Below are 20,487 nucleotides of genomic sequence, written 5' to 3'. Positions count from 1 at the left end.
CCACGTTTGTGCCCCCATCCGGTCAGGCGTGCGGCGATACTGGAAAGTCACCGGCCAGTTTGTCGATCCCGGGCGGCGTGTCGTCAAGATCCACACCGATCTCGACGATCGTGGTGCGGCCGGCGGCACACTCCCGCCACGCCTCGCGTAGCACCGGTTCGAGGTCGTCCACGTCGTCGATCCGGGCGAATCCCAGGCCGTAGGCCGCCGCGAGGCCACGATTGCCGGTGCCCCGGCCGGTATCGGTGAAGCGGTACCGGCTGCCCGGGACGGCCGACCCGAGGTTCTTCTGCAACCATCCGTAGCCGCCGTTGTCGAGCACGACGTAGAGCACCCCGACACCCGCCTCGACGACGGTGGGCAGCTCGCTGCGGAACAGGTGGAACGCACCGTCGCCCGCGATGGAGACGACGGGACCTTTCCGGCCGCAGGCCACCCCGACCGCGGCGGCGGCGCCGAATCCCAGGCTGGTCTGCTCACTGGGCACGATCGACCCGCCGGCGGAACTGCTGGACCAGTACGGGAAGAAGTACGACCACATGTCCTGCAGACCATTTTCCTGCACGAGGATGCGGTCAGGCGGGACGACCCGGTCGAGGACGCTCAGCACAGCGGTGACGGCCACCCCGTTCGGCCTGTCACGCTTGCGAATCCCGTCGGCGACACGCTCGGCTGCCGCTCTGGTTGTCCGTACCCGGTCGACCCACGCCGACCGGTATGGGCCGGTGTCGGCGTCCAGCCAACCGAGGAGCACTGCCCGGACGTCACCGAGCACCGCCGACCCCTCCCGCTCGGTGGCCACGTCGGCGGCGTCCAGGGTCACCTGGATCACACGGGTGGACTGGGGCCAACCGAAGGTCGCGGTCTCCTCCAACCTGCTGCCCAGCGCGACAACGAGGTCCGCCTCGGCCCAGAGTTCGCTCATCGGAGGCACGCTGTAGAGGCCAGCGAGGCCGCAGAAGAAATCGTGCTCCTCGGACGGGACGCCTCGTCCGGAGGCGGTGGCGAAGATCGGCGCACCCAGGGCCTCGGCGAGCTGCTCGATGATCCGGCCCACGTCGCGGTGTCGACAACCGCCACCGGCCAGGAGCACCGGTCGCTGGGCCCGTGCCAGCAGCGCCCCGCTGGTCGCAATCGACTCGTCCGACGCCGGGGAGGGCTCCACAGGTGCCGCCCGCCATGGTCCGGCAACCGTCACCGGGCCGAGCCCGACCGGTTCGGAGATCTCGACGTAGACCGGACCCGGGACGGCCCGCGCGATCAACGCCGCCTTGTTCAGGACTGCTCCCAACCGCGAGGGCTCGGTGACCCGGGCGGCGTAGCGCGTCAGGGGTCGGACGAGCGTCAACTGGTCCACTTCCTGGAACGCGCCGGTCCCGACGCTCGCCTCGGCGGTCCCTGCGGCAACGAGCAGGAGTGGAACTCGTGCCGAGTCGGCCTCCAAGAGCCCTGTGATCGTGTTCGTGACCGCCGGTCCCTTGCCGACGATGACCACCCCCGGGTAGCCGGTGGAGAGCGCGTACCCGGTGGCCATGAAGACGGCGTTGCGCTGGTCACGGCAGAGGACGACGCGCACCGGCAGCGTGGCAAGCGCCGCCAGCGGCCCCATGTCGTCGCCAGGAAGCCCGAATATCGTGTCGACGCCGAGCGCGACGACCAGGTCCGCGACCGCCGCCCACCCGGTCGGGTACCGCGTCGCCGTGGGTAAGGGTACCGATGACACCGACGGTGACGGACCCTCGACGGTCGACACCGCGGTCAGGTCCTGGCTCACCGCGCTCCCATCCCGGTTTCGCCGACGTCGGGCTCGACCGGCTCACCAGCTTGGCCGAGATGACGGGCAACCGCCTGGGACACCAGGATCGGCCCCACGTGCAGTCGCCCGCTGTACGCCGCGTAGCTCGCCATCGGTCCCCAGCCACCGAAGGGAGCGTTGCCGTCGTCGACGCTGAACATCGACGCGTTGATGGTGACGGTGTGCCGGCGGGCAAGTGCGGCGGTCAGTGCGGGCGCATCGCCGTAGACGCTGGCGCCCAACGCACGCTCGGCATAGATCCCGCTGGTCAGGATGCGGGTCGCGGTGGCCTCGTCCGGGTAGACGGCGACGTTGAAGACTGGTGCGAAGAACTCGGTGTCGCCGGATCGTCCGTCCAGGGGGCTGACCACCACCGCCGGTTCGACCCTGCGGCTGCGGAAGTCGATGCTGCCGCCGTGGACGATATTGGCCCGATTTTTGAACAGGAAGAGCGCCGCGGCCTCAAGCGCTCCGTGGTAGAAGATCGACCCGTAGTCGGCTGTCGGGTCCGCGTATTCGCCGTACCGTAAGCCCTTGACCTCCTTGAGCAGCAGGTCGAGGAAGGCGTCGGCATCCGATTCCTGGACACAGAAGAGGTCGGGGGCCAGGCAGTCCTGGCCGGTGTTGAACATCCGGATCTGAACGGCGTCGCGGGCGGCCGCGGCAAGATCGGCCCCCGGGGCGACGATGAAGGGGTTCACCCCCGCCCCCAGGAAGAGCAACAGCTGCTCGGCGCGGAGCTGGGGCCGGATCTGTTCGGCGTTCTGGTAGGCGCCGGTGAAGACGACGACGTCGGCCGGCAGAACTGCGTCCCAGACGAAGGCTCGCTGGCTGACCATCAACGGCTCGATCGGCAGGCCGTGCACCGGTGCGAGCATCGCGTGTAGACGTTGCAGATGTTCCGCCGTCTGGCTGGCGGGCCTGAGCACCACCCGGTCGGCGAACAGCGACGGCACCAGCAGGTAGAGCACGTAGGAGTAGAGCAGCACGTTGGATGGCATGAACACCGCGATGTTCCGTACCGCTGCCGGTCGGTGGCGTTGGCACTCTGCCAACGCACCGTCGAGGGTGGCGATCGCGGCGGCCAGTTCGTACCGCGCCGCGCCGATCGTCGTGAACTTGGTCAGCTCGTCGAGGACCTGGTCAGGTTGCTCGACCAACAGTTCACGGACCCTGGACAGACTGCGGAGACGATCCGGGTGGGGCATCCCCGCACTGCTGGTGACACGTGGTGTCGTGGGAAGGTGCACCGTCATGCTGCTCTCCTCGCCCGGCACGGTCGCCAATCCGACGCCCGTTGGTCAGGGTTCCCGACGAGATTGACAGCTTGTCATGCCATTCGTCAAGACAGGTAAAGATTGAGTCATGGTGAGTGGCGGTCGTTCGTCCGGTTGCCAACGGGCGTCGGGTCCGGCCGGCGCGGCTGAATCGTCGCGGATCCGTGGAGCGCCGGGACGGGGTCGAGGTCGAGGTCGAGGTCGTGCAGGCTGGACGAGCGCCAGGCGAGCAGAGTGACAAGTAGGTAACCGCTCGCCAGCGCCACCATTCCCGCCACCAGCCCGGCTGTCCCGACGATCAGCGTTCCGACAGCGATACCGACGGGCGCTCCAATGCCCGCACAGGTCGCCAGCGTGCCGGCCACCCGGCCGTACGCCCCTTCGGGAGCCGCCCGCTGGACCGCCACCGTGGTCATCAGGTCGACCGGCGCCGCCGCGCAACCGACCAGGCCCAGCAGCACCGCGCTGACGGCGAGCCGCTCCGCGCCGCCACCTCCCGCCAAAGCCAGACCACCCACCCCCGCCGCCACCACGAGGCCGGCGATCAGATAGACCGGTCGACGAGGAAGCCGTCCCCCCAGGGCGCCGTAGAGGACGCTCCCACACAGCGCCCCGGCGCCGAACGCGCTGACCAGCACGCCCAGGCTGGCGGGATCACCGATTCGCTCGTAGGCGAACACGATGAGCAGCACTCCGACAAAGGCGCCGTCGAGGACGCTGTAACCGGTCGCCACCTTGACGAGCGTCCGGAGCAGGCGCGTCCGACCGATCACCGCGAGGCCGTCCCTGAGCTCGCCGCTGTATCGGCGGAGCCCGGCCGCGCCTGCCGGTCGGACCTCCTCGTCTGCCGACTGCGGCCCTACGGGGCCGCCCGGCGGGGCGCGCTCCGGTCGGGCGGCAGGTCCGGCCGTTCCTACCACCACCGCCATGAGCAGGCACGCCAGGGCATCGATTACCAGAACCCAGGTGGCCGATCCGATCGCGATGACGCCCGCCCCCAGTGCCGGCCCGAACAGCCCGGCGGAGTTCGCGGCCGTCTGCATCACCCCGTTGACCGGCTCCAGCTCGACGCGACTTGCCCGCGCCATCTGGCGCACCCGGCCGCGCAGCGCGACCGTGCCGGGAGTGTCCAGAACACTGCCCAGGACGACCAGGAGCAGGAGCACCGGGAACGACAGCAGGCCACGCGAATCAGCCAACGGCACCGCCCCGACAGCGAGGCCGCCGAGCGCATAGGTGACCACGGACGCCCGGCGGTGACCGACGCGGTCTATCAGCGGCCCGACCAGGAGACCCACGAGGGCCGAACTGATCGCGGCGACCGCGACGAGCAAGCCGGTTCGGGTCACGCTGCCGGTCGTCTCGAGAACGAACCACGGGATGGCCACGAGGGTCATCGACTCCGCGACAGCGGAGACGGTGTACGTGCCCAGCAATGTCCCCAGGGCGGATCGGCCGGCTCTCGCGTGCCGTCCGGCTGTCATGGAGTTCGACATTACCATGACAATCCTTGATCGTGACAGTGCGTCATGACAAGTCGACTCGTCACTGGTTGCATCCGGGATCTGTCGGTAAACTGGGGCTTCGACCAGTTCACGCGGTGTCGAGCCGTTTGTTGATGTTGATCGCACCTGCGGTACCTTGCTTAATCGTCGCGGCGACGCATCCCCGGTTGGAACGGATTGTTTCGCCACAGCCCGCGCCGCGGTAGGGAGGTCGTCTGCGACGTGACAAAATCAGTGACGCGGTCGCTAGGCACACGGGACCTCCGACGATGAGCGTTCGGGTGCCCACGGGATTCGGGAGGTACGGGGTGGAGCAGCCCGCTTTTGGGCTTCGGCTCAGAGAAGTGCGACGCGCCCGCGGGCTTTCCCAGGCCCAGGTCGCGGGGGACCACATGTCGCCCAGCTACGTCTCACTGGTGGAGAGTGGTCGTCGTACTCCGAATGCCGACGTCGCGAGGGCGATCGCGAACGTCCTCGGGGTTCCGCTGAGTGAGCTGCTCGAGACCCCGGAGTCCGGCGCACGCAGCCCGCATCGCATAGAGCTGATCAGCAGGCTGCTCGCCGCTCGATCCGCTCGGGCCGGCGGCGATCACCGCGTGGCCGCCGATCAGCTCCGCAGTCTCGTCGCCGCATCGGCCTCTGCCGATAACGAGGACATCATGTGGGAAGCCAGATGGGAACTGGCCGAGGCCCTCCGACTGTCGGACCAGACGACCGAACGGGGTGAGCTCCTGACCGAGCTCCTGAATGACCCCCTGACCGTCGACTCGGCCCTGCTGCACACCCAGGTCGCCACCGCGCTGGCCGAGGTGGCGCGACAGAACGCCGCTCTTCGCGAGAGCACCCGGCTCGCCGAGAGGGCCGTGGCGGCGGCCGAGCACCTGGACGCGACCCAGCCGGAGCGAGTCCGTGCCCAACTTCAGCTCGTGATCACCTACCTCTACATCGGCGAGTGGGAGCAGGGCAGGAAGGTCGCCTACGATCTACTGCAGATCGTCGACGACGTTCCACTGCGGTTGCTACGCGGTCTGGTGCACTGGGTCGCCGGTGCGGCGGCGTTCCTGACGGCACCCGAGACGCCCGACCAGACACGAGACCTGTTCTGCCGGGCGGTGGACCTGATTCTGCCGGAGACCGACCTGCGGCTGTGGGCTCAGCTGTGCCGCGCCACCGCCGCGCAGCACGCAGCGATCGGAGATCACGCGGAGGCCAAGCATAGCCTGCAGCGAGCCCGACAGTCGGCCGAGCTGCTGACCACCGAGGTGGATCGGACCCGGCTGACCGCAGTGGAGGCGATGGTCGCCCTGTCCTCCGGTGACCTCGACGTGGCAGCCGAGGCGGCCGCCCGCCTCCTCCCTGAACAGATCGATCGACTGGGCGTGCAAGACCAGGCGAAGGTACTGATGGTCGTCGCGCGGGTCGCGCGATCGACCGGAGACGACGCGCTCGCCGAGCGGAGCTATCAGAACGCGGCTTCTCGTTACGAGGCGTGCGGAGCGTACCGGTTTGCTACCCGATCGTGGCGGGAGGCAACGGCGTACCTGTCCGACGTCGAATCGCTCCCCGAATCTGACGTTCACGCGCTGATCATGCCGTAGTCCACTGACCAGGTCCGGATATCGCGGGCCGGGAGTTCAACCGCGACCGCGCCGACGGCAATGCCTCCGAAATGAAGATCAACCACGCCGATCGGAGGCTCTCCCGCAACGGTGGCGACGGCGATTCCACCGGCTGGCGGACTCATCCTTACGCCGCTGGCAGCAGCGGACGGCAGTTGGCCGGTGAGCCGCCGCGCCGCATCCTTGCGGGCGAACATCTGAGTCACGGCCCTCGGCCGATCGGCGCTTGCCTCTTGCCGGAGGTGAAATAGTTCGTGGTTGGCAAATAGTCGGTCGACCTCGGGCCCTACCGTCGGCGGAACCGCGTGCAGGCAGACACCGAGTCGGCTGCGGGTGGCCAGAGCGACGAGTAATCGATCGTCGAGGCTGTCGCAGGCGAGATGCAGGGACAGGTCTCCGATGGCCGGCTGGCCGCTGCTGTCCGACGTGATTTTCAGTGCGTGGATCGGCTGCCCCATCAGCCAGGCAAGCAGTGTCCGTAGGGTGGCCCTCCGTCGGGCGTAGCCGGCTCGCCAGTCCGGCCGGCCGGAGCGGCGGACCCGGTCACGTTCCTCAGGGCTTAGCAGTTCCAGGATGTGTTCGAGTGGGCCTGCACAGTCAACGCGAACAAGAAAAATATTCACGAAACCGGGACGGGCTTGAGCAGGGTCGACTAATCTAGCCCAGGCGGACATAAACCCCCCATTGACACCCGCCGTTATTATCTGCGTGATACAGCAGTAGCAACACTGATGGCAAGCGGCACTGCTCCCCACGTGAGCACAACTGAGGTTGCTCACGCAACTTGCATCGATCAAGACTTGCAAGGCCACTCGTGGACGACTATACAGACGTATGCAGCGCGCTGCAGTCTTGGGACCTGATCGGGCTGGAGGGTGTGTTGTTTCATGACAGCGACTTGTTAGAGCGTTCCGGGCCGGTGTCACGGCAGTCGACACCCGACGTCGCGGTGGGCAGCACCGAGGGTCCGGCGCTGAGGGCACTCGAACGGTACGCCGCAGGTCTGACCGTCGGGTCAGCTGTCGGCGGCCGCGCACCAGGGGCGGTGGGTGCCGTCCTCTCCGCGCTGCTGGAGGACGTGTCGGAGCCGGCCCGGGCGAGGGCCGTCGTACTCGTGCTCGCAGACGCGTGGACGGACTGGACCGTTCGACGGTTCGCCCGTCGCCGTGCCGACCCCCACCGCGCTCTGCGCCCTTCCGACTCGACCGGACTCGAGACCTCGGAGCTCTTCCGGCCCTACGCCGCCGGCACGGCCAGTTGGCACGGAAGCACGTACCTCCTCGCCACGACCTCGGCCGTGGACGCCATCGGCATCGCCGGCGCGATGAGCCTGAGCGCGCCGGCGGTGGTTCTCTGTGAGGTCGCTCCGGTACGCGCCGACGACTTCACCGATCCCGGGTGCCTGGTGACGGCGGCGCGCTGGCCGGCCGTGCGGCACACGGGCCGGGCGCTCGTCGGCGTACCGGCGGCGGATCTCCCGGGCGATCTCCTCCCGGCACTGGCCGCGCTCGCGGGATCACAACCGGCAACGGGTGCGGAATGACGCCCACCGACGTTGTCATCAGCGGTATCGGACTTGTCACTCCGTTCGGTAGCGGTGTGCCCGCGTTCACGGACGGTTTCTCGGCGGGAGCAGTGGCGCTCGGGTCCGTCACCGGTCGCGGTAGCCTGCTCGAGAGCAGCATCGCGGGTCAGGGGCCGCGGCCGGAAGCACAGTCCGTACCGCGCAAGCAGTTCTACCTTGATCAGGCGGTCCACGAGGCGCTCACGGACGCTCGGCTGTCGTCTCTCCCCAGCCGTAGGGCACTTGTCGCCTTCGTCGGTCAGGCACCCTGGGAGCCGGCGCCAGCCGAGGCCGGCCCGGGGTGGGACGAGTTCGTGGGTCCGGCGACCACCATGCTGGCCCGCCAGCCGGATGCCTACCTCTCGCACGCCTGCGCTTCGGCCGCCTTCGCCGTTGGATTCGCCCGGACCGTGATCCGCGGCGGCCTGGCCGATGTGGCACTGGTCGCGGGCTCGAGCGTGCTCAACGAGTACGAGTACGCCAGCATGCAGGTCGTCAGGGCGATCAGCCCGTCCGGTGGGCGGCCGTTCGACCTCGACCGGAACGGCATCAGCCTCGGCGAGGGAGCCGGTGCCCTCGTGCTGGAGCGGGCCGACCACGCGCGCCGCCGGGGGGCCGCCGCTGACGTGCTGCTGGCCGGCGTGGCCGCTCAGATCGGTGGTACCAAACCTGCCGCGTCCGATCCCCTCCTCATCGAGCGTTGTATGCGCACCGCGCTGGCCGACGCCCAGGTGCAGCGACTCGACCACGTGCACGGCCACGCCACCGGGACCCCGCAGGGGGACGCCGCGGAGCTGTCCGCCATCGAGGCGGTCGCCGCCACGATGGAGCTCGACGAATTGCCGGTGACCTCACACAAGGGTGCCATCGGGCACCTGTTGCACGTATCGGCGCTGCCCAGCATCGCCGCCGTCGTGCACGCCCTTCGGACCGGACACGTGCCGGCGGTGGCCGGACTGTCCCGGCCGGAACCGACCCGACGGGTACGGTTCGGCCGGCTGCGGATCGCCACCGGTAGGGGGACGACCGCGGCGGTCAACAGCATGGGGTTCGGCGGCAACAACGCGACCCTGGTCCTGACCAGGGTCGGCTGACAGCCGGTGCCCCTGATCGGTGACGAGGTCGTTGTCCGGTGCCACCGTGACATGAGCCGATCCCGCCCGGCCAGTCGGCCCGGACGGCGGCCTGCGGCGCCCGAGGCCGCAACTGCTGTCAGTCGTCGGGTTGGACGATCGTCCGGAGCGCGGCCATGTCGATCTTGCCGTTGCCGTTGACCGGATACTCCGGCACGACGAGCACGCTGTTGGGGTGCTCGTAGGCGGCCAGGACCGCACAGAGCTGTTCACGCCAGTGCCGAGTCGGTCGGCCCTCCGGATCGGCGACCACGAAGGCCAACCGGGCGCCGCTCCGCTCGTTCTCGATCGCCAGCACCTTGACCGGCTGCCCGCAGCGTTCGGCCCGCTTCTCGATGCTCGCCGGATACAGCGTGTAGCCGTGCCGGTGTACGGCGTGCTTGCGGCCGATCACCTGGAGATTCCCCTCCGCGTCGAGCATGCCGAGGTCGTGAGTCTGGTACCAGTCGTCGGGTGGGGGCGTCACCCGGCCGTCGTCGCTGAGGTAGCCGGTCATCAGACCTGGAGAGCGAACCTCCACCTCACCCAGCGACCCGGGGGCGGCGAGCCTCCCGGAGTCGGCGCGGATCCGGACCTCGACGCCAGGCAGGGGCCGCCCACACGCTCGGGGATGCTCCGGGGTGGCGAGGGCAACGTTGCCGACCTCGGTGAGACCGTAGCCGTCAAGCAGTGGGCTGCCCACCGTGGCCAGAAAGGCGTCACCGAGCATCCCGGACAGCGGAGCGCCGCCGACGCCCCAGGCCCGCACCGAGCCGAGCTCGGCAACCGCCTCTGGACGACGTCTGATCAGGTTGACCAGGGTGTGGTAGGTGGACGGGGTGGCGTCCACCATGGTGACGCCGCATCGTCGGACGTCGGCCAACGCCCGATCGATCCGACGGTAGTCGCTGAGGGTGAGGCCGCAGCCGGTCAACCACCAGATGAGTACGAGCGACAGGCCGTACTGGTGGGAGAACGGCAGCCACGGCGCCAGGACGTCGTCCGGGCGGTAACCCATGGCGCGGATGGTCTGTCTGCAGTTCACGAACACCGAGTGGCCTGACTTCACCACTCCCTTGGCCGGTCCGGTCGTTCCGGACGACCAGAGGATAACCGCGTCCGACCGAGCACCCCACGCGACGAGCGAGATCTTCTCCGCGACCGGCGGCGCCGGGCCGTCGACGTCGTAGCGGAGCGTCCGACCCGACCCCAGGTCGACCGGCGCGGTTGCGCCGTCGTGCAGGAGCCAGCGGGCGTTGACCCGGGTCAGGGCGTCTTCGGTTTCCGTGCGGGTCTGCCGGTGGTCGACGAGCACGATCGAGGCATCGAGATGCATCAGCGCCAGCAGGGTGACCACGTACGCGACCGAGTTGTCGCCGTGCACCATCACCCGGTCGCCGGCGCCGATGCCGGCGGAGCGGAACCGGGCCACCCGGCCGGCCACGACGGTGTGCAGGTCGGCTCCCTCGAGGCGAACGTCGGAGCCGGCAATGCGGGCCGCTCCTCCATCCTCGGCGAGGGTTGCCGAAGCTCCGAGCTTCATCGTCATGCAAGCACGATGCCGGGTCTGTAAAGTTCAGTCAAGGGCATGACAAGATGTCATCGACCGGCTCGACCGCGCCCTGCTGAGATGCCGAGGACCCGCGATGAATGCCACGCCTGACGCCTCTCGCCGAGACAACTATCTATCCCAATATGCCGATACTGACCGATTTAGTCGTGGTGCGCCAAAAATGGTGGGGCTGTCCGAGGACGGATTACGGGTCTTCTTTCTCCGCTCCGGCGGACCGACCGACGGTGAAGACCACCTCTGGGTGTGCGACGCCACCACCGGCCACACCCGACAGCTCTCCGAGGGGCAGCCCGTGATCGGCGGGTACGCCCTGAACCAGTCCGGTACGGCGGCGGCGTACCGGACCCGGGACGGCCTGCGTCTGGTCGACGCCGTCGGCGGGACGTCGACGGCACTCCCGGCAGCCCTCGACGTCGCCGACCCCCGTCCCGACCCGACCGGGCGGCTGGTCGCGTACGTCGGCAACGGCGATCTTCGGGTGACCGGCGCCGATGGCGACCGGGTGTTGGCGTCATCCACCGGGCCGACGACCAGGTGGGGCGAAGCGGAGCTGGTGGCGGCTGCGGAGTTCGGCCGGAACCGAGGCTTCTGGTGGGCGCCGGACGGCGGCCGTCTGATCGCCGCCCGGGTGGGCACGGGCGCGGTCACACCCTGGCACCTGGCGGATCCGGAGGCGCCGGCGGAGCCTCCCCGGGTCGTCCGGTACCCCTGTGCCGGAGCCGCCAACGCCGACGTGAGCCTGCACCTGATCGATCTGGCCGGCCACCGCCGCGCGATCGACTGGGACAACGCTCGATTCCCCTACCTCCACCACGTGAGCTGGTCGGCCGGCCGACCGCCGCTGCTCCTGGTGCTCGACCGGGCACAGCGCGTCGCTCAGGTGCTCCAGGTGGAGGTGCCCACCGGTGAGACAAGTGTCCTGCACGAGGATGCCGACGACCGCTGGCTCGCGCCGGTCCCCGGTACCCCCTGCTGGTCGCCCGGGGGAGGAATCGTCCGGTCGGTCGACACCGCTGGCACCGACTGCCGGCAGATCCTGGTGGATGACCGACCAGCCACTCCGGCATGGCTCTACGTCCGGGCGGTCGTCGGCGCGCTCGGCGAAGACCTCGTGGTGATCGGCAGCGGTTCCTCTCCGGCCGAGCAGCACGTGTACCAGATCCGACCGGGCGGCGGTCAACCCGAGCGCCTCACCGGGCGGCCTGGTTGGCATGACGGGCTGGCCGCGGCCGGAACCCTGGTGGTGGGCTCCGCCTTGCAGGACGCGCCCGGCGTCCGGTGGACGATCCACGGCCCGAACGGGGAGCACCGGTTGGCGGACCAGTCCGCCGTCCCGGCGTGCCGGCCCGCGCCGGTTCTGGCCCGGGTAGGTGAACGGCGGATCCCGGCGGCGGTCCTGTTCCCGCGAGACCACCGTCCGGGGAACCGCCTCCCGGTCCTCGTGCAGAGTTATGGCGGCCCCGGCCAGCAGGAGGTACGGGCCGGCTGGTCCCCGTGGTTGAACCGCCAGTGGTGGGCGGATCAGGGGTACGCGGTGGTAACCATCGACGGACGCGGGACGCCCGGCGTGTCCCCCGCTTGGGAGAAGGCGGTGTGGCGGCGTCTCGCCGACGTGGTGCTGGCGGACCAGGTCGACACCCTGCACCACCTCGGCGAGCGGCATCCCGATCTGGACCTGTCCCGGGTGGGCATCCGCGGGTCGTCCTTCGGCGGGTTCCTGGCCGCCCTCGCGGTGCTCCGTCGTCCGGACGTCTTCCACGTGGCCAGCGCCATCGCTCCGGTCACCGACTGGTCGCTCTACGACAGCGCGTATTCGGAGCGTTACCTCGGTTTGCCGGCCGACGGGACGACCTATCAGGACAACTCGCTGATCGGCTCGGCCGCGGCGCTGCGCAGACCCCTCCTGTTGGTGCAGGGACTGCTCGACGACAACGTCCTTCCCGTGCACGCATTCCGACTCTCGGCAGAGCTGCTGGCGGCCCGTCGTCCACACTGGATGATGTCGTTGGGCGGGGTCGGTCACGTTCCGTCAGCGGCCATCCTGGCCGGCCTGTTGCCACTCGAACGGCAGTTCTTCGACCAGGCGCTGAAGGGTTCACAAGTGCACAATACAGACGTATAGTGCCGTCGCATGACGGACGGAAAGCCGGCCAATCAGCGGCGGCGGCAACTGGCGGACGCTGTCCTGGCCATCGCGGGTGAGCGCGGGCTTGACGAGGTCAGCATCCGAGAGGTGGCCGCTCGGACCGGAGTGTCGATCGGTGCTGTGCAGTACTACTTCCGCACCAAGGACGAGTTGCTGCTCTTCGCGATCGAGCAGGTGACCGAACGACTGATCTCGCGGCTGGACGCGTTGCCGCCGGCGGCGTCGATCCGTGCGGAGATCCACCGCGAGATGGCAGCGATGATGCCACTCAACCCGCCCGCGGAGCTCGCGAACCGGATCTGGCTCGCCTTCGCGGCGCGGAGCCTCGTGTCCGAGTCGCTCGGTGAGGCGCATGCGACAGGTCTGCGGCAGATCCGCGCGCACTACGAGAGCAGGCTGAGCGAGGCACGTGACGACGGGAATCTGTCCGACGTGGACCCGAAAATGGCGGCCACCATCCTGCTCGCGCTGGTCGACGGCCTCACCATGCACGCACTGCTGAGTCCCGATGAGTTGCCGGCGGACTTCCTCCGTCGCGCTATCGACGTCTACCTGGATTGGATCTTTCATGTCCCGTGACGCCAGAAGCGCACCGTCGACGGCGCCCAACGCAGCTGCCCTCACCCGCGCGCCCGCCGAGGTGGTCGACTTCCTCGTTCCGCTCTGGGCCACCGCCGAACTCGGGGCCACCCCGGCTCAGGTGGGGGCCGTCGTCGCCGTCGAGGCTGCGCTCTCCCTGGTGGCCCGACCGCTGGCGGGCATCCTCAGCGACCGGTTCGACCGTGGTCGGATCGCCGCACTGGGGGCGATTCTCTACGCGATCTCACTCGGTGGCTACGCGCTCGCACCCAACCTTGCCGCGGCCTTCGGCGCCGCCGCGGTGGGTGGTGTCGGCGGTGCTCTGTTCTGGGTGGCCGTGCGCGCGAAGGTGGGGGAGACCGGTGGTGTCGCGGCGTACGGTCAACTCCTCGCCGCCGAGGGGCAGGGCGCTTTCGTCGGCTTCATCGGGGCGTTCGTCCTGCTGGACTGGCTCGGCTATCCCGCGGTGTTCGCCGCTGGTGGGGTGGCGGCTCTGGCAGCCGCGGCGGTTCTGCTCTCGGAACGGTCGGCACCGCGTCCCCGGCCGTCCGACCGGGGGATGGGTCAGGTCGGCCGGAAACTCATGCCGCTTCTCGCGCTGACCGCGGTGACGGCCACCGCCGAGGCGGGAGTCGGCCTGCTGCTCCTGCTGCATCTGCAACGCGAGTTCGACCTCAGCCCCGTCGAGATCGCCACCGTGTTCGCCCCGGGATTCCTCGTGTTCATCCTGCTGGCGGGCAACACCCACAAGGTCACCAGAGCCATCGGTCGCGGTAGCACCCTCGGCCTCGCGCTGATCGCCAGCGCCGCGACCGCCGGAGGGCTGGCCCTCGCCCCTGATCCGTGGCTGATCACCGTGATCTGGGCCGGAGCCAGTGTCTGCTTCGCCGCCGCCATCCCGGTCCAAGAGGCCACTGTCGCCGAGGCGTCAGGGGCGGCACTCGGCCGCGGGATGGGTCTCTACGAGGGTGCCCAACTGGTTGGCGCCCTGATCGGCCCGGCAGCCTTCGGCCTGCTCTACGGTGCCGGTGGTTGGCGGGCCGCGTGTTTCGCGGCGGCGGGGGTTCTTTTGGTGGCGGCGCTGCTCGTGCCGTTCGCGGTGGCGTCCCTGGGGCTGCCGAGCCGGCCGCGGACTTCGCCTCGCGAGACCGCCACGACCGCCGTCACCGGCACGGCGGCCGGCTCGCACACGGATGAGACCCGACGACAGACGGGCAGTGGCCAACAGGCAACGCCGGACGTGCCAACCGGGCCAGATCTTGACCACGCGCGTAAGGAACGGGTGCGTTGGTTCCAGCATCTGGCGCTGTTCGTCGCCGCTCAGGCGGGCATCTGGTTCGCCGGTGACTCCTGGATCCAGGCCAAGTTGCGCGGTATGGTCCCGGATGACGCCCCGACCCTGATGACGGTCAGTCGGATCTGGGTGACCGTGCTGATCGTGGACTTTCTCTGGTCGTTCTCCTACACCATCTGGCCCCGGCAGAAGCGGGCCGCCGAGACCTCGGCCCCGGCCGCCGACCGGTCATGAGAGGCCGGACCGACGGTGCTGCTGCGGCCTGCTCGACGCCATCGTTAGCGGCGGTCCCGGTCACTGGGATCGAGGACCGGCAGCGGTGCCACGGCGAGGTGGCCCGCGGATTCGAGCGGGTACGCGAGGTGTTCGAGCAGAACTTCGACCGGTACGACGACATCGGAGCCGCGGTAAGCGTCTATCACCACGGCAACCTGGTGGTCGACCTGTGGGGCGGGATCAGCGATCCCCGGACCGGGGCTCGCTGGCGCCCGGACACGCTTCAGGTGATCTACTCGGCGACCAAGGGCGCTGTGGCCACCTGTGCCCACCTGCTGGCGCAACAGGGCCGGCTCGATCTGGACGCCCCGGTCGCCGACTACTGGCCGGAGTTCGGCGCCGCCGGGAAGGCACACATCCCGGTGCGATGGCTGCTCTCCCACCAGGCCGGGCTGCCGGTCCTGTACCGCAGGGCCACCCTCGAAGAGATCATCGCCTGGGCGCCGGTGGTGACCGAACTCGCCGCTCAACGACCGTGCTGGACGCCGGGCACGCTCAGCGGCTACCACGCCTTCACGTACGGGTGGCTGGTGGGCGAGGTCGTACGCCGGGTGGCCGGGCGTGAGGTCGGCACCTACTTCGCCGAGGAGATAGCCACGCCTCTCGGGCTGGACTTCTGGCTCGGGCTGCCCGAGTCCGAGTTGTCCCGGGTCAGTTGGACGACGGAACCCGAGGCGATGAGAGGGCCAGCCATTCCCCTCGACGCGATCCACAGGCCGTGGCGGAAGGCCCTGACCGCGTACGCCGATCCTGACTCGCTCACGACGCGTGCGCTCTTTCCCACCGCCGGCGAACGCGTCGATCTCAACCGGGCCGATCTGCTGACCGCGCAGATCCCGGCGATGAACGGAGTCTGCACAGCCCGGGCGCTGGCCCGGTTCTACGCTGCGCTGGTCGGCGACGTGGACGGGTACCGCATCCTCACTCCCGCCACCCTCGCGACGGCCACGGCTGAGCAGGCCAACGGCCTGGACGAGGTTCTCCGCCTGCCGAACCGGCAGGCGCTCGGATTCGTTCTGTCGCACCCCGGCCTGTCGTGGTGTTCACCGTCCACGTTCGGCCATGGCGGGGCACGGAGGGACGCTCGGCTACGCCGACCCGGAGACCGGTATCGCGTTCGGCTACGTGACGAACCGCCTGCATGGCATGAGCCCGAATCACCGTGCGTCCTCGCTGGCGCGGGCCGTCCGCATCGCTGTGAACGGGGACTGATACCTGCTCGACACAGCTCTCGTCGACCGACTGTGCCCACGGGACGCAGGTCAGGCGCGGTCAGGCTCCGACGGCGTGCCGGCCGCCGTCCACGTGGAGGATCTCGCCGGTCGTCGCGCTGAACCAGTCCGACAACAGGGCCGTGCAGGCGCGTGCTACCGGTTCGCGGTCCTGCGGGTCCCAACCGAGCGGCGCACGGATGGCCCAGTCACTCTCGATTCCGGTGCCGTCCGGCACACTGAGCGCCGCGACCGTCCGCAGGGGACCCGCCGCCACCAGGTTGACCCGGATTCCCTCGGGCCCCAGATAGCGGGCGAGGTATCGACACGTCGACTCGAGGGCCGACTTCGCGACGCCCATCCAGTCGTAGTCCGGCCACGCCTTGGTGGCGTCGAAATCGAGGCCGACGATGCTGGCGTGGGCACGTAACAGAGGTCGGCACGCCGCGGCGAGGGCGGCAAGGGAGTAAGCCGACACCTCCATCGCGGTCGAGACGTCGGCCCACGGCGCGGTGGGAAAGCCGCCGCCGAGGCACGTCTGTGGTGCGAAGGCGATCGAGTGGAGAATGCCGTCCAAGCCATCCACGTGCGGATCCAGCCGGGCGGCGAGGCTGGCGAGCTGTGGCGTGTCCGTCACATCCAGCTCCACCACGGGAGCGGGCTGTGGCAACCGCCTGGCGACCCGCTCCACAAGCGACAACCTGCCGAACCCGGTGAGTACCACCGTGGCACCCTCCAACTGGGCGCGACGGGCGACGGCGTACGCGATGGATCTCTCGGTGATGACACCCGTGACCAGGATCTGCTTTCCTGCGAGGATTCCGGACATGTCTGCTCCTCGATAGCCATCGCACGCGGCAGAATGCACGCGTGTGAGCGGGGACAGGGCCTGGCATTGGTGCCGGTGTGCCGTGCAGGACACGGCACACCGGCACGCCACGTCGGTCTCAGAGTCAGCAGCTGTTGCTGACGGTGCTGGCCGGCGCCGCGATTTCCGCAGCGGGGCCCTCGAGACCCTGGAGGTCCAGGACGATCGACATGTACTACCCTCCCTTCCCAGTCGTGACTGACGCGTACGCACGCCCCGCGGGGCGATGGTCCGCTCAGAAACAGTTGTTGCTGACGGTGCTGGCCGGCGCGGCAGTCTCCGCAGCCGGGCCCTCGAGACCCTGGAGGTCCAGAACGATCGACATGGTGTTTACACCTCCCCCCGTTGGTTTGGTCTTTCAACCGACGATGTCACCGGTTGAGTCAATGGGGCGGGTGGGTCCAGAAATGGGAGGAAGCCCAGGTCTGGATCACGCACCGCGCCGAGTGCGAGCAACACCCCCGCGCTGCCCGTCGCCACATCCATCGAGAGACGCCGTCCCTGGTCACCGGGGAAGGCGAGGTGGCCTTCGTAGGTGATGGCGTGCCACCCGAGTCGCTCCAGGTGACGGCGGACAGCCGTACTCAATCGGTGGTTGTCGGGATGTCTGCGCGACAGTCGTCGGAGGGTGGCCAGCAGGCCCGCGCGACCGTTGAAGAGCTGCGGTTCAATCACGAACTCCGGCATGCAGGCGAGGCTGAGCGCGTCAACCGCGGCCCGCATCGCCGGATCCGGTCGCCGGTGATCGATCTCGGCGGCGACCAGTGCGATCCCCGCGCTCCCGATCTCCAGGTACGGCAGGAGCCGGAAGTCCCCGTCCACCTGGAGCGATCCGTCGACGTGGGATCGGCAGGAGGCGAGATCCCGTCGTACGGCCTGGACGGCGTGGTCGAGGAAGCGACTGTCGCCGGTGCGCTCGTGCAGGTGCAGGAAGTAGAGACCGACCCCGGACCAACCACGCAGCAGGCCGGCTCGGCTACCCGCACTCTGCCGCGCCTGGCCGGCTACCGCGTCGATGCCCTGGGCCTGCGGATCGTCGAGAGCGGCGATGAGCCGGTCGGCGATACGAAGGGCTTCGTCCACCGCCGCGAAATGCAGGTAGGTGAGGCCCAGCCCCGCGAGACCGGAGAAGAGAGTGACGTCGCGCATCGCGGGGACCATCGAGCGCGTGCGTTCGAGCAACGCCCGCGCCTCGTCCTCGTGGCCGAAGTTCCCGAGTACGTAGGCGATGCCGCTCAGACCGTCGCAGAAGCCAGCCCCGCCCTGGCGGAGCTTCAGGGCGGAGGTGACCAGCCACTTCTCATGGTCCGGAAAGCGCCCGTGGCCCGTCCTGTCCAGCGCCCACAGAATCCCAGCCGCACCGTAGGCGAACGTGTCACCGCCCGACCGAAACTGCTCGATGTCTCCCGGGAAGAGGCGATCGGAGCGATCTGGAGTGGCTGACCCGAGGATTCCCGCCGCGATCGATCGGCACGCCGCCAGCCAGTCCGGGTCCGGGCCGGTGAGCTCGACCTCCGCCGGACCACCGAGTGACCTCGATGCCGGAGCGGACGGAGTCAGGTCACCTGCGACGGTCGCGGCATACTGCGCCGGCAGATCGAAACGCGCCATCGCGATGGGCGCCAGTTCGGCCATCCGCCCCGGGTCGAGCTCGAACGTCGACGCAAGCGGAAGGAAGATCCAGAGCCGGAGGACGGCCAGGGCGTGCAGATCCCGGGCGCGGCCCCGGGCGGTACGGCTGACGAAACCGGGGTAGCCCATCGCGGGCTTGACGTCCGCCTCCGCGGGGCATACCAGCTCGAAGTCGACCAGGGAGACGCGATCGTCGTCGCTGATCATGATGTTGTTCGGATGTAGGTCACCGTAGACCAGGCCGCGCTCGTGAATCCGCTCGATGATCTCGGCCACCGCCGTCAAGATGGCCAGGGCCCGCCGGGTGTAGTCAGAAACCTGTTCCGCGGTGGGAGCCGCCATCGTCAGCGGATAGTTGATCGCCAGCCAGCTGTAGAGGGACTGTCCCGGTAGGTACTCCTGCACCAGGAACTCGTGCTCCCACAACGCGAGGCGGTCGTAGACGGCTGGCACCCCGGCTACGCCGGCCAGCTGCCTCAGTGCGGTGTGTTCCCGCACCAGTCGGGTCACCGCATCCTCGCCGGCCCCGTCGATACCCGCGTGCGGACGAGCCTCCTTGAGGACCACCTCGACGTTGTCCGACTTACGACGTGCGAGATACACCCCGCCAGCATTGGAGAAGTGCAGAACGCGTGAGATGAGGTACGGGAACTCGCTGGGGTCACCCGCATTGCGAGCGGCCAGGTGTGGTGCCAGGAAGGCCGGCGTGTCGACCCAGGGCGCGACGGTGAAGACGGGTTTGCGGCTGTCGGGGACGAGCGTTCCGTCCGGTTTGGCCAGGGCGAGGACCGTCTCGCCGTTCTCGTCCAGACAGTAGCGGTCCACGAACGCGCCGTACCGTACGAAGAGTGGGCCGGCGCCCCAGCGGAGGTCGGTCAGGATGTACGGACCCGGCTCCCCCTCGAGCTCCTTGCCGAGGTCGGTGAGGACGCCGTGTAACGTCTCCTCGTCCGACGGATAGATCGTCACCAGTTTGCCACTCGCGGTGCGGGACGCGTACTTGTAGTTGTGCGCACGGTGCACGTTGGCGCTGCGCAGAAACTTGAACGGCAACCGATTGCGCAGACAATGGGCATGCACCGTCCGCAGGACCTGAGAGGCGTTCTCGGGCCGCGCCGAGACGTGGACCTTCCAGCCCTGCTGCGGCAACTGCACCCCGACGGGGTTGAGGCAGATCCAGACGTCCCGCTCCGAGCGGTACCACCCGTCAGGCGGGCTCGACAACGTCTCCTCGAAGGCTGACGACTCGGCCTCCCAGCGGCTGTGGCTGTCGTAGAAGACCGGATCGGCCAAGCAGTACGCCTCCGGCTGCTGCCTCACTGAACCTGCTCCCGCTCGGCCACGGCCGCCGGACGGTCGTTGAGGAACTGACCGATCGAGGTGGTGTCCCGGTCACCGGCCAGGAACCGGGCCAGGGTCTCCCGGGCGGCAGCCTTGTCTCGCTCAGGAATGATGTCCGGCAGCCGGTATCGGTCGGAGATCCGGGCGGCGATCTCGGCACCGTGGTAGAACTCGTCCCGGAGCACGGACCACAGCACCGCGTCGTGCCAACGGCCGTCGAGAAAGTAGTACTCGCGTAGAATGCCTTCGCAGACGAATGCCGCCTTCGTCACGGCGTTGATGATGTGCCGGTTGTAGATCGCGGTGGTGAACTGCACCCGGTGGGCGTTCCCGGCGTGGAACAGGTGGTCGACCAGAAGAGTGAACGCCTCGATACCGTAGCCGCGTTGCCAGATGTCGGCCTCGCCGATGGCGCCGCCGATCTCGAAACAGCCGGCCGGTCCGCTGCGCTTGTAATTCACGCATCCCACCGCGCGATCCTCATCGAGGAGCCACACCATGTAGTGACGCATGGCTCCGCTCTCGTTGAGCTCCCGTACCTGCCGGGCGGTGACCAGACCGCCGGCGTCGGTGGTCAGCACCGCGGTCATCGATTCGGGGGCGAGCCACTGCTCGATCAGCTCGAAGTCCGCGTCGTACGGGCGCCGGAGCGCAACGAATCTGCCCTTCATGGCGCTGGTCTCCCTCACCTCGGC

General features: G+C 69.0%; 16 protein-coding genes and 1 pseudogene. 7 read left to right on the top strand and 10 right to left on the bottom strand.

Translation table 11 applies throughout. The features are described 5' to 3' along the window. Positions 1 to 22 precede the first annotated feature (22 nt). The 3 genes from SALPAC2_RS0119725 to SALPAC2_RS0119715 all read right to left on the bottom strand — a co-directional run bounded on the left by SALPAC2_RS0119725 (position 23) and on the right by SALPAC2_RS0119715 (position 4,556). On the bottom strand, positions 23 to 1,774 hold the full coding sequence (locus SALPAC2_RS0119725; RefSeq protein WP_018218352.1) for a thiamine pyrophosphate-binding protein: 1,752 nt from the start codon (positions 1,772 to 1,774) through the stop codon (positions 23 to 25). Further along, a complete protein-coding gene (locus SALPAC2_RS25175) occupies positions 1,771 to 3,051 on the bottom strand; it encodes an aldehyde dehydrogenase family protein (protein ID WP_018218351.1) in 1,281 nt (426 codons plus the stop codon). The genes SALPAC2_RS0119725 and SALPAC2_RS25175 overlap by 4 nt, the downstream gene beginning before the upstream one ends. A gap of 107 nt (positions 3,052 to 3,158) precedes the next feature. After that, the gene (locus tag SALPAC2_RS0119715; protein ID WP_162561375.1) at positions 3,159 to 4,556 is read right to left on the bottom strand and encodes an MFS transporter; all 1,398 of its coding nucleotides are present in this window, start codon (positions 4,554 to 4,556) and stop codon (positions 3,159 to 3,161) included. 290 nt (positions 4,557 to 4,846) lie between these two features. On the opposite strand from SALPAC2_RS0119715, the gene SALPAC2_RS0119710 reads away from it, so the two are divergent. Continuing rightward, positions 4,847 to 6,175 carry a helix-turn-helix domain-containing protein gene (locus tag SALPAC2_RS0119710; RefSeq protein WP_080636960.1) on the top strand — a complete coding sequence of 443 codons (1,329 nt, stop codon included), beginning with the start codon at positions 4,847 to 4,849 and terminating at the stop codon, positions 6,173 to 6,175. Here SALPAC2_RS0119710 and SALPAC2_RS0119705 read toward each other — a convergent pair. Further along, positions 6,154 to 6,654, bottom strand: coding sequence for a hypothetical protein (locus SALPAC2_RS0119705; protein WP_018218348.1), 501 nt, complete (start codon positions 6,652 to 6,654; stop codon positions 6,154 to 6,156). The genes SALPAC2_RS0119710 and SALPAC2_RS0119705 overlap by 22 nt on opposite strands. 356 nt (positions 6,655 to 7,010) lie before the next feature. Between SALPAC2_RS0119705 and SALPAC2_RS25170 the strand changes: the two genes are divergently transcribed. Next, a complete protein-coding gene (locus SALPAC2_RS25170; protein ID WP_162561373.1) occupies positions 7,011 to 7,739 on the top strand; it encodes a hypothetical protein in 729 nt (242 codons plus the stop codon). Next, entirely contained in the window at positions 7,736 to 8,854 is a 1,119-nt protein-coding gene (locus SALPAC2_RS0119695; protein WP_018218346.1) for a beta-ketoacyl synthase N-terminal-like domain-containing protein, read from the top strand. Before SALPAC2_RS25170 ends, SALPAC2_RS0119695 begins: the two co-directional genes overlap by 4 nt. Before the next feature lie 118 nt (positions 8,855 to 8,972). On the opposite strand, the gene SALPAC2_RS0119690 is transcribed toward SALPAC2_RS0119695, so the two are convergent. After that, a complete protein-coding gene (locus tag SALPAC2_RS0119690) occupies positions 8,973 to 10,421 on the bottom strand; it encodes a class I adenylate-forming enzyme family protein (protein WP_018218345.1) in 1,449 nt (482 codons plus the stop codon). A gap of 184 nt (positions 10,422 to 10,605) precedes the next feature. Between SALPAC2_RS0119690 and SALPAC2_RS25165 the strand changes: the two genes are divergently transcribed. The 4 genes and pseudogenes from SALPAC2_RS25165 to SALPAC2_RS25160 all read left to right on the top strand — a co-directional run bounded on the left by SALPAC2_RS25165 (position 10,606) and on the right by SALPAC2_RS25160 (position 15,952). Continuing rightward, a complete protein-coding gene (locus SALPAC2_RS25165; RefSeq protein WP_018218344.1) occupies positions 10,606 to 12,567 on the top strand; it encodes a S9 family peptidase in 1,962 nt (653 codons plus the stop codon). A 9-nt stretch (positions 12,568 to 12,576) separates the two neighbouring features. Further along, positions 12,577 to 13,170, top strand: coding sequence for a TetR/AcrR family transcriptional regulator (locus SALPAC2_RS0119680; RefSeq protein WP_018218343.1), 594 nt, complete (start codon positions 12,577 to 12,579; stop codon positions 13,168 to 13,170). Further along, positions 13,160 to 14,698 carry an MFS transporter gene (locus SALPAC2_RS0119675; RefSeq protein WP_018218342.1) on the top strand — a complete coding sequence of 513 codons (1,539 nt, stop codon included), beginning with the start codon at positions 13,160 to 13,162 and terminating at the stop codon, positions 14,696 to 14,698. The genes SALPAC2_RS0119680 and SALPAC2_RS0119675 overlap by 11 nt, the downstream gene beginning before the upstream one ends. 98 nt (positions 14,699 to 14,796) lie before the next feature. After that, positions 14,797 to 15,952: pseudogene (locus SALPAC2_RS25160) on the top strand (serine hydrolase domain-containing protein). Between the two features lie 60 nt (positions 15,953 to 16,012). Here SALPAC2_RS25160 and fabI read toward each other — a convergent pair. The 5 genes from fabI to SALPAC2_RS25150 all read right to left on the bottom strand — a co-directional run bounded on the left by fabI (position 16,013) and on the right by SALPAC2_RS25150 (position 20,463). Next, positions 16,013 to 16,780 (bottom strand): enoyl-ACP reductase FabI, encoded by a 768-nt coding sequence (gene fabI, locus SALPAC2_RS0119665; protein WP_018218341.1) that lies wholly within the window; start codon positions 16,778 to 16,780, stop codon positions 16,013 to 16,015. 124 nt (positions 16,781 to 16,904) lie between these two features. Next, positions 16,905 to 16,991, bottom strand: coding sequence for a class III lanthipeptide (locus tag SALPAC2_RS28555; RefSeq protein ID WP_188115901.1), 87 nt, complete (start codon positions 16,989 to 16,991; stop codon positions 16,905 to 16,907). A gap of 63 nt (positions 16,992 to 17,054) precedes the next feature. After that, complete coding sequence (locus SALPAC2_RS27605) at positions 17,055 to 17,144, bottom strand: class III lanthipeptide (protein WP_018218340.1); 90 nt, start codon at positions 17,142 to 17,144, stop codon at positions 17,055 to 17,057. 5 nt (positions 17,145 to 17,149) lie between these two features. Continuing rightward, positions 17,150 to 19,771, bottom strand: coding sequence for a class III lanthionine synthetase LanKC (lanKC, locus tag SALPAC2_RS25155; protein ID WP_018218339.1), 2,622 nt, complete (start codon positions 19,769 to 19,771; stop codon positions 17,150 to 17,152). Then, complete coding sequence (locus tag SALPAC2_RS25150) at positions 19,768 to 20,463, bottom strand: GNAT family N-acetyltransferase (RefSeq protein ID WP_018218338.1); 696 nt, start codon at positions 20,461 to 20,463, stop codon at positions 19,768 to 19,770. Before SALPAC2_RS25150 ends, lanKC begins: the two co-directional genes overlap by 4 nt. Positions 20,464 to 20,487: the final 24 nt, after the last annotated feature.

The sequence above is a fragment of the Salinispora vitiensis genome (assembly GCF_000378825.1).
GTDB classification, from domain to species: domain Bacteria; phylum Actinomycetota; class Actinomycetes; order Mycobacteriales; family Micromonosporaceae; genus Micromonospora; species Micromonospora vitiensis.
Note: the sequence above shows the minus strand (reverse complement) of the source record. Positions and strands in the feature narration are given on the sequence as shown.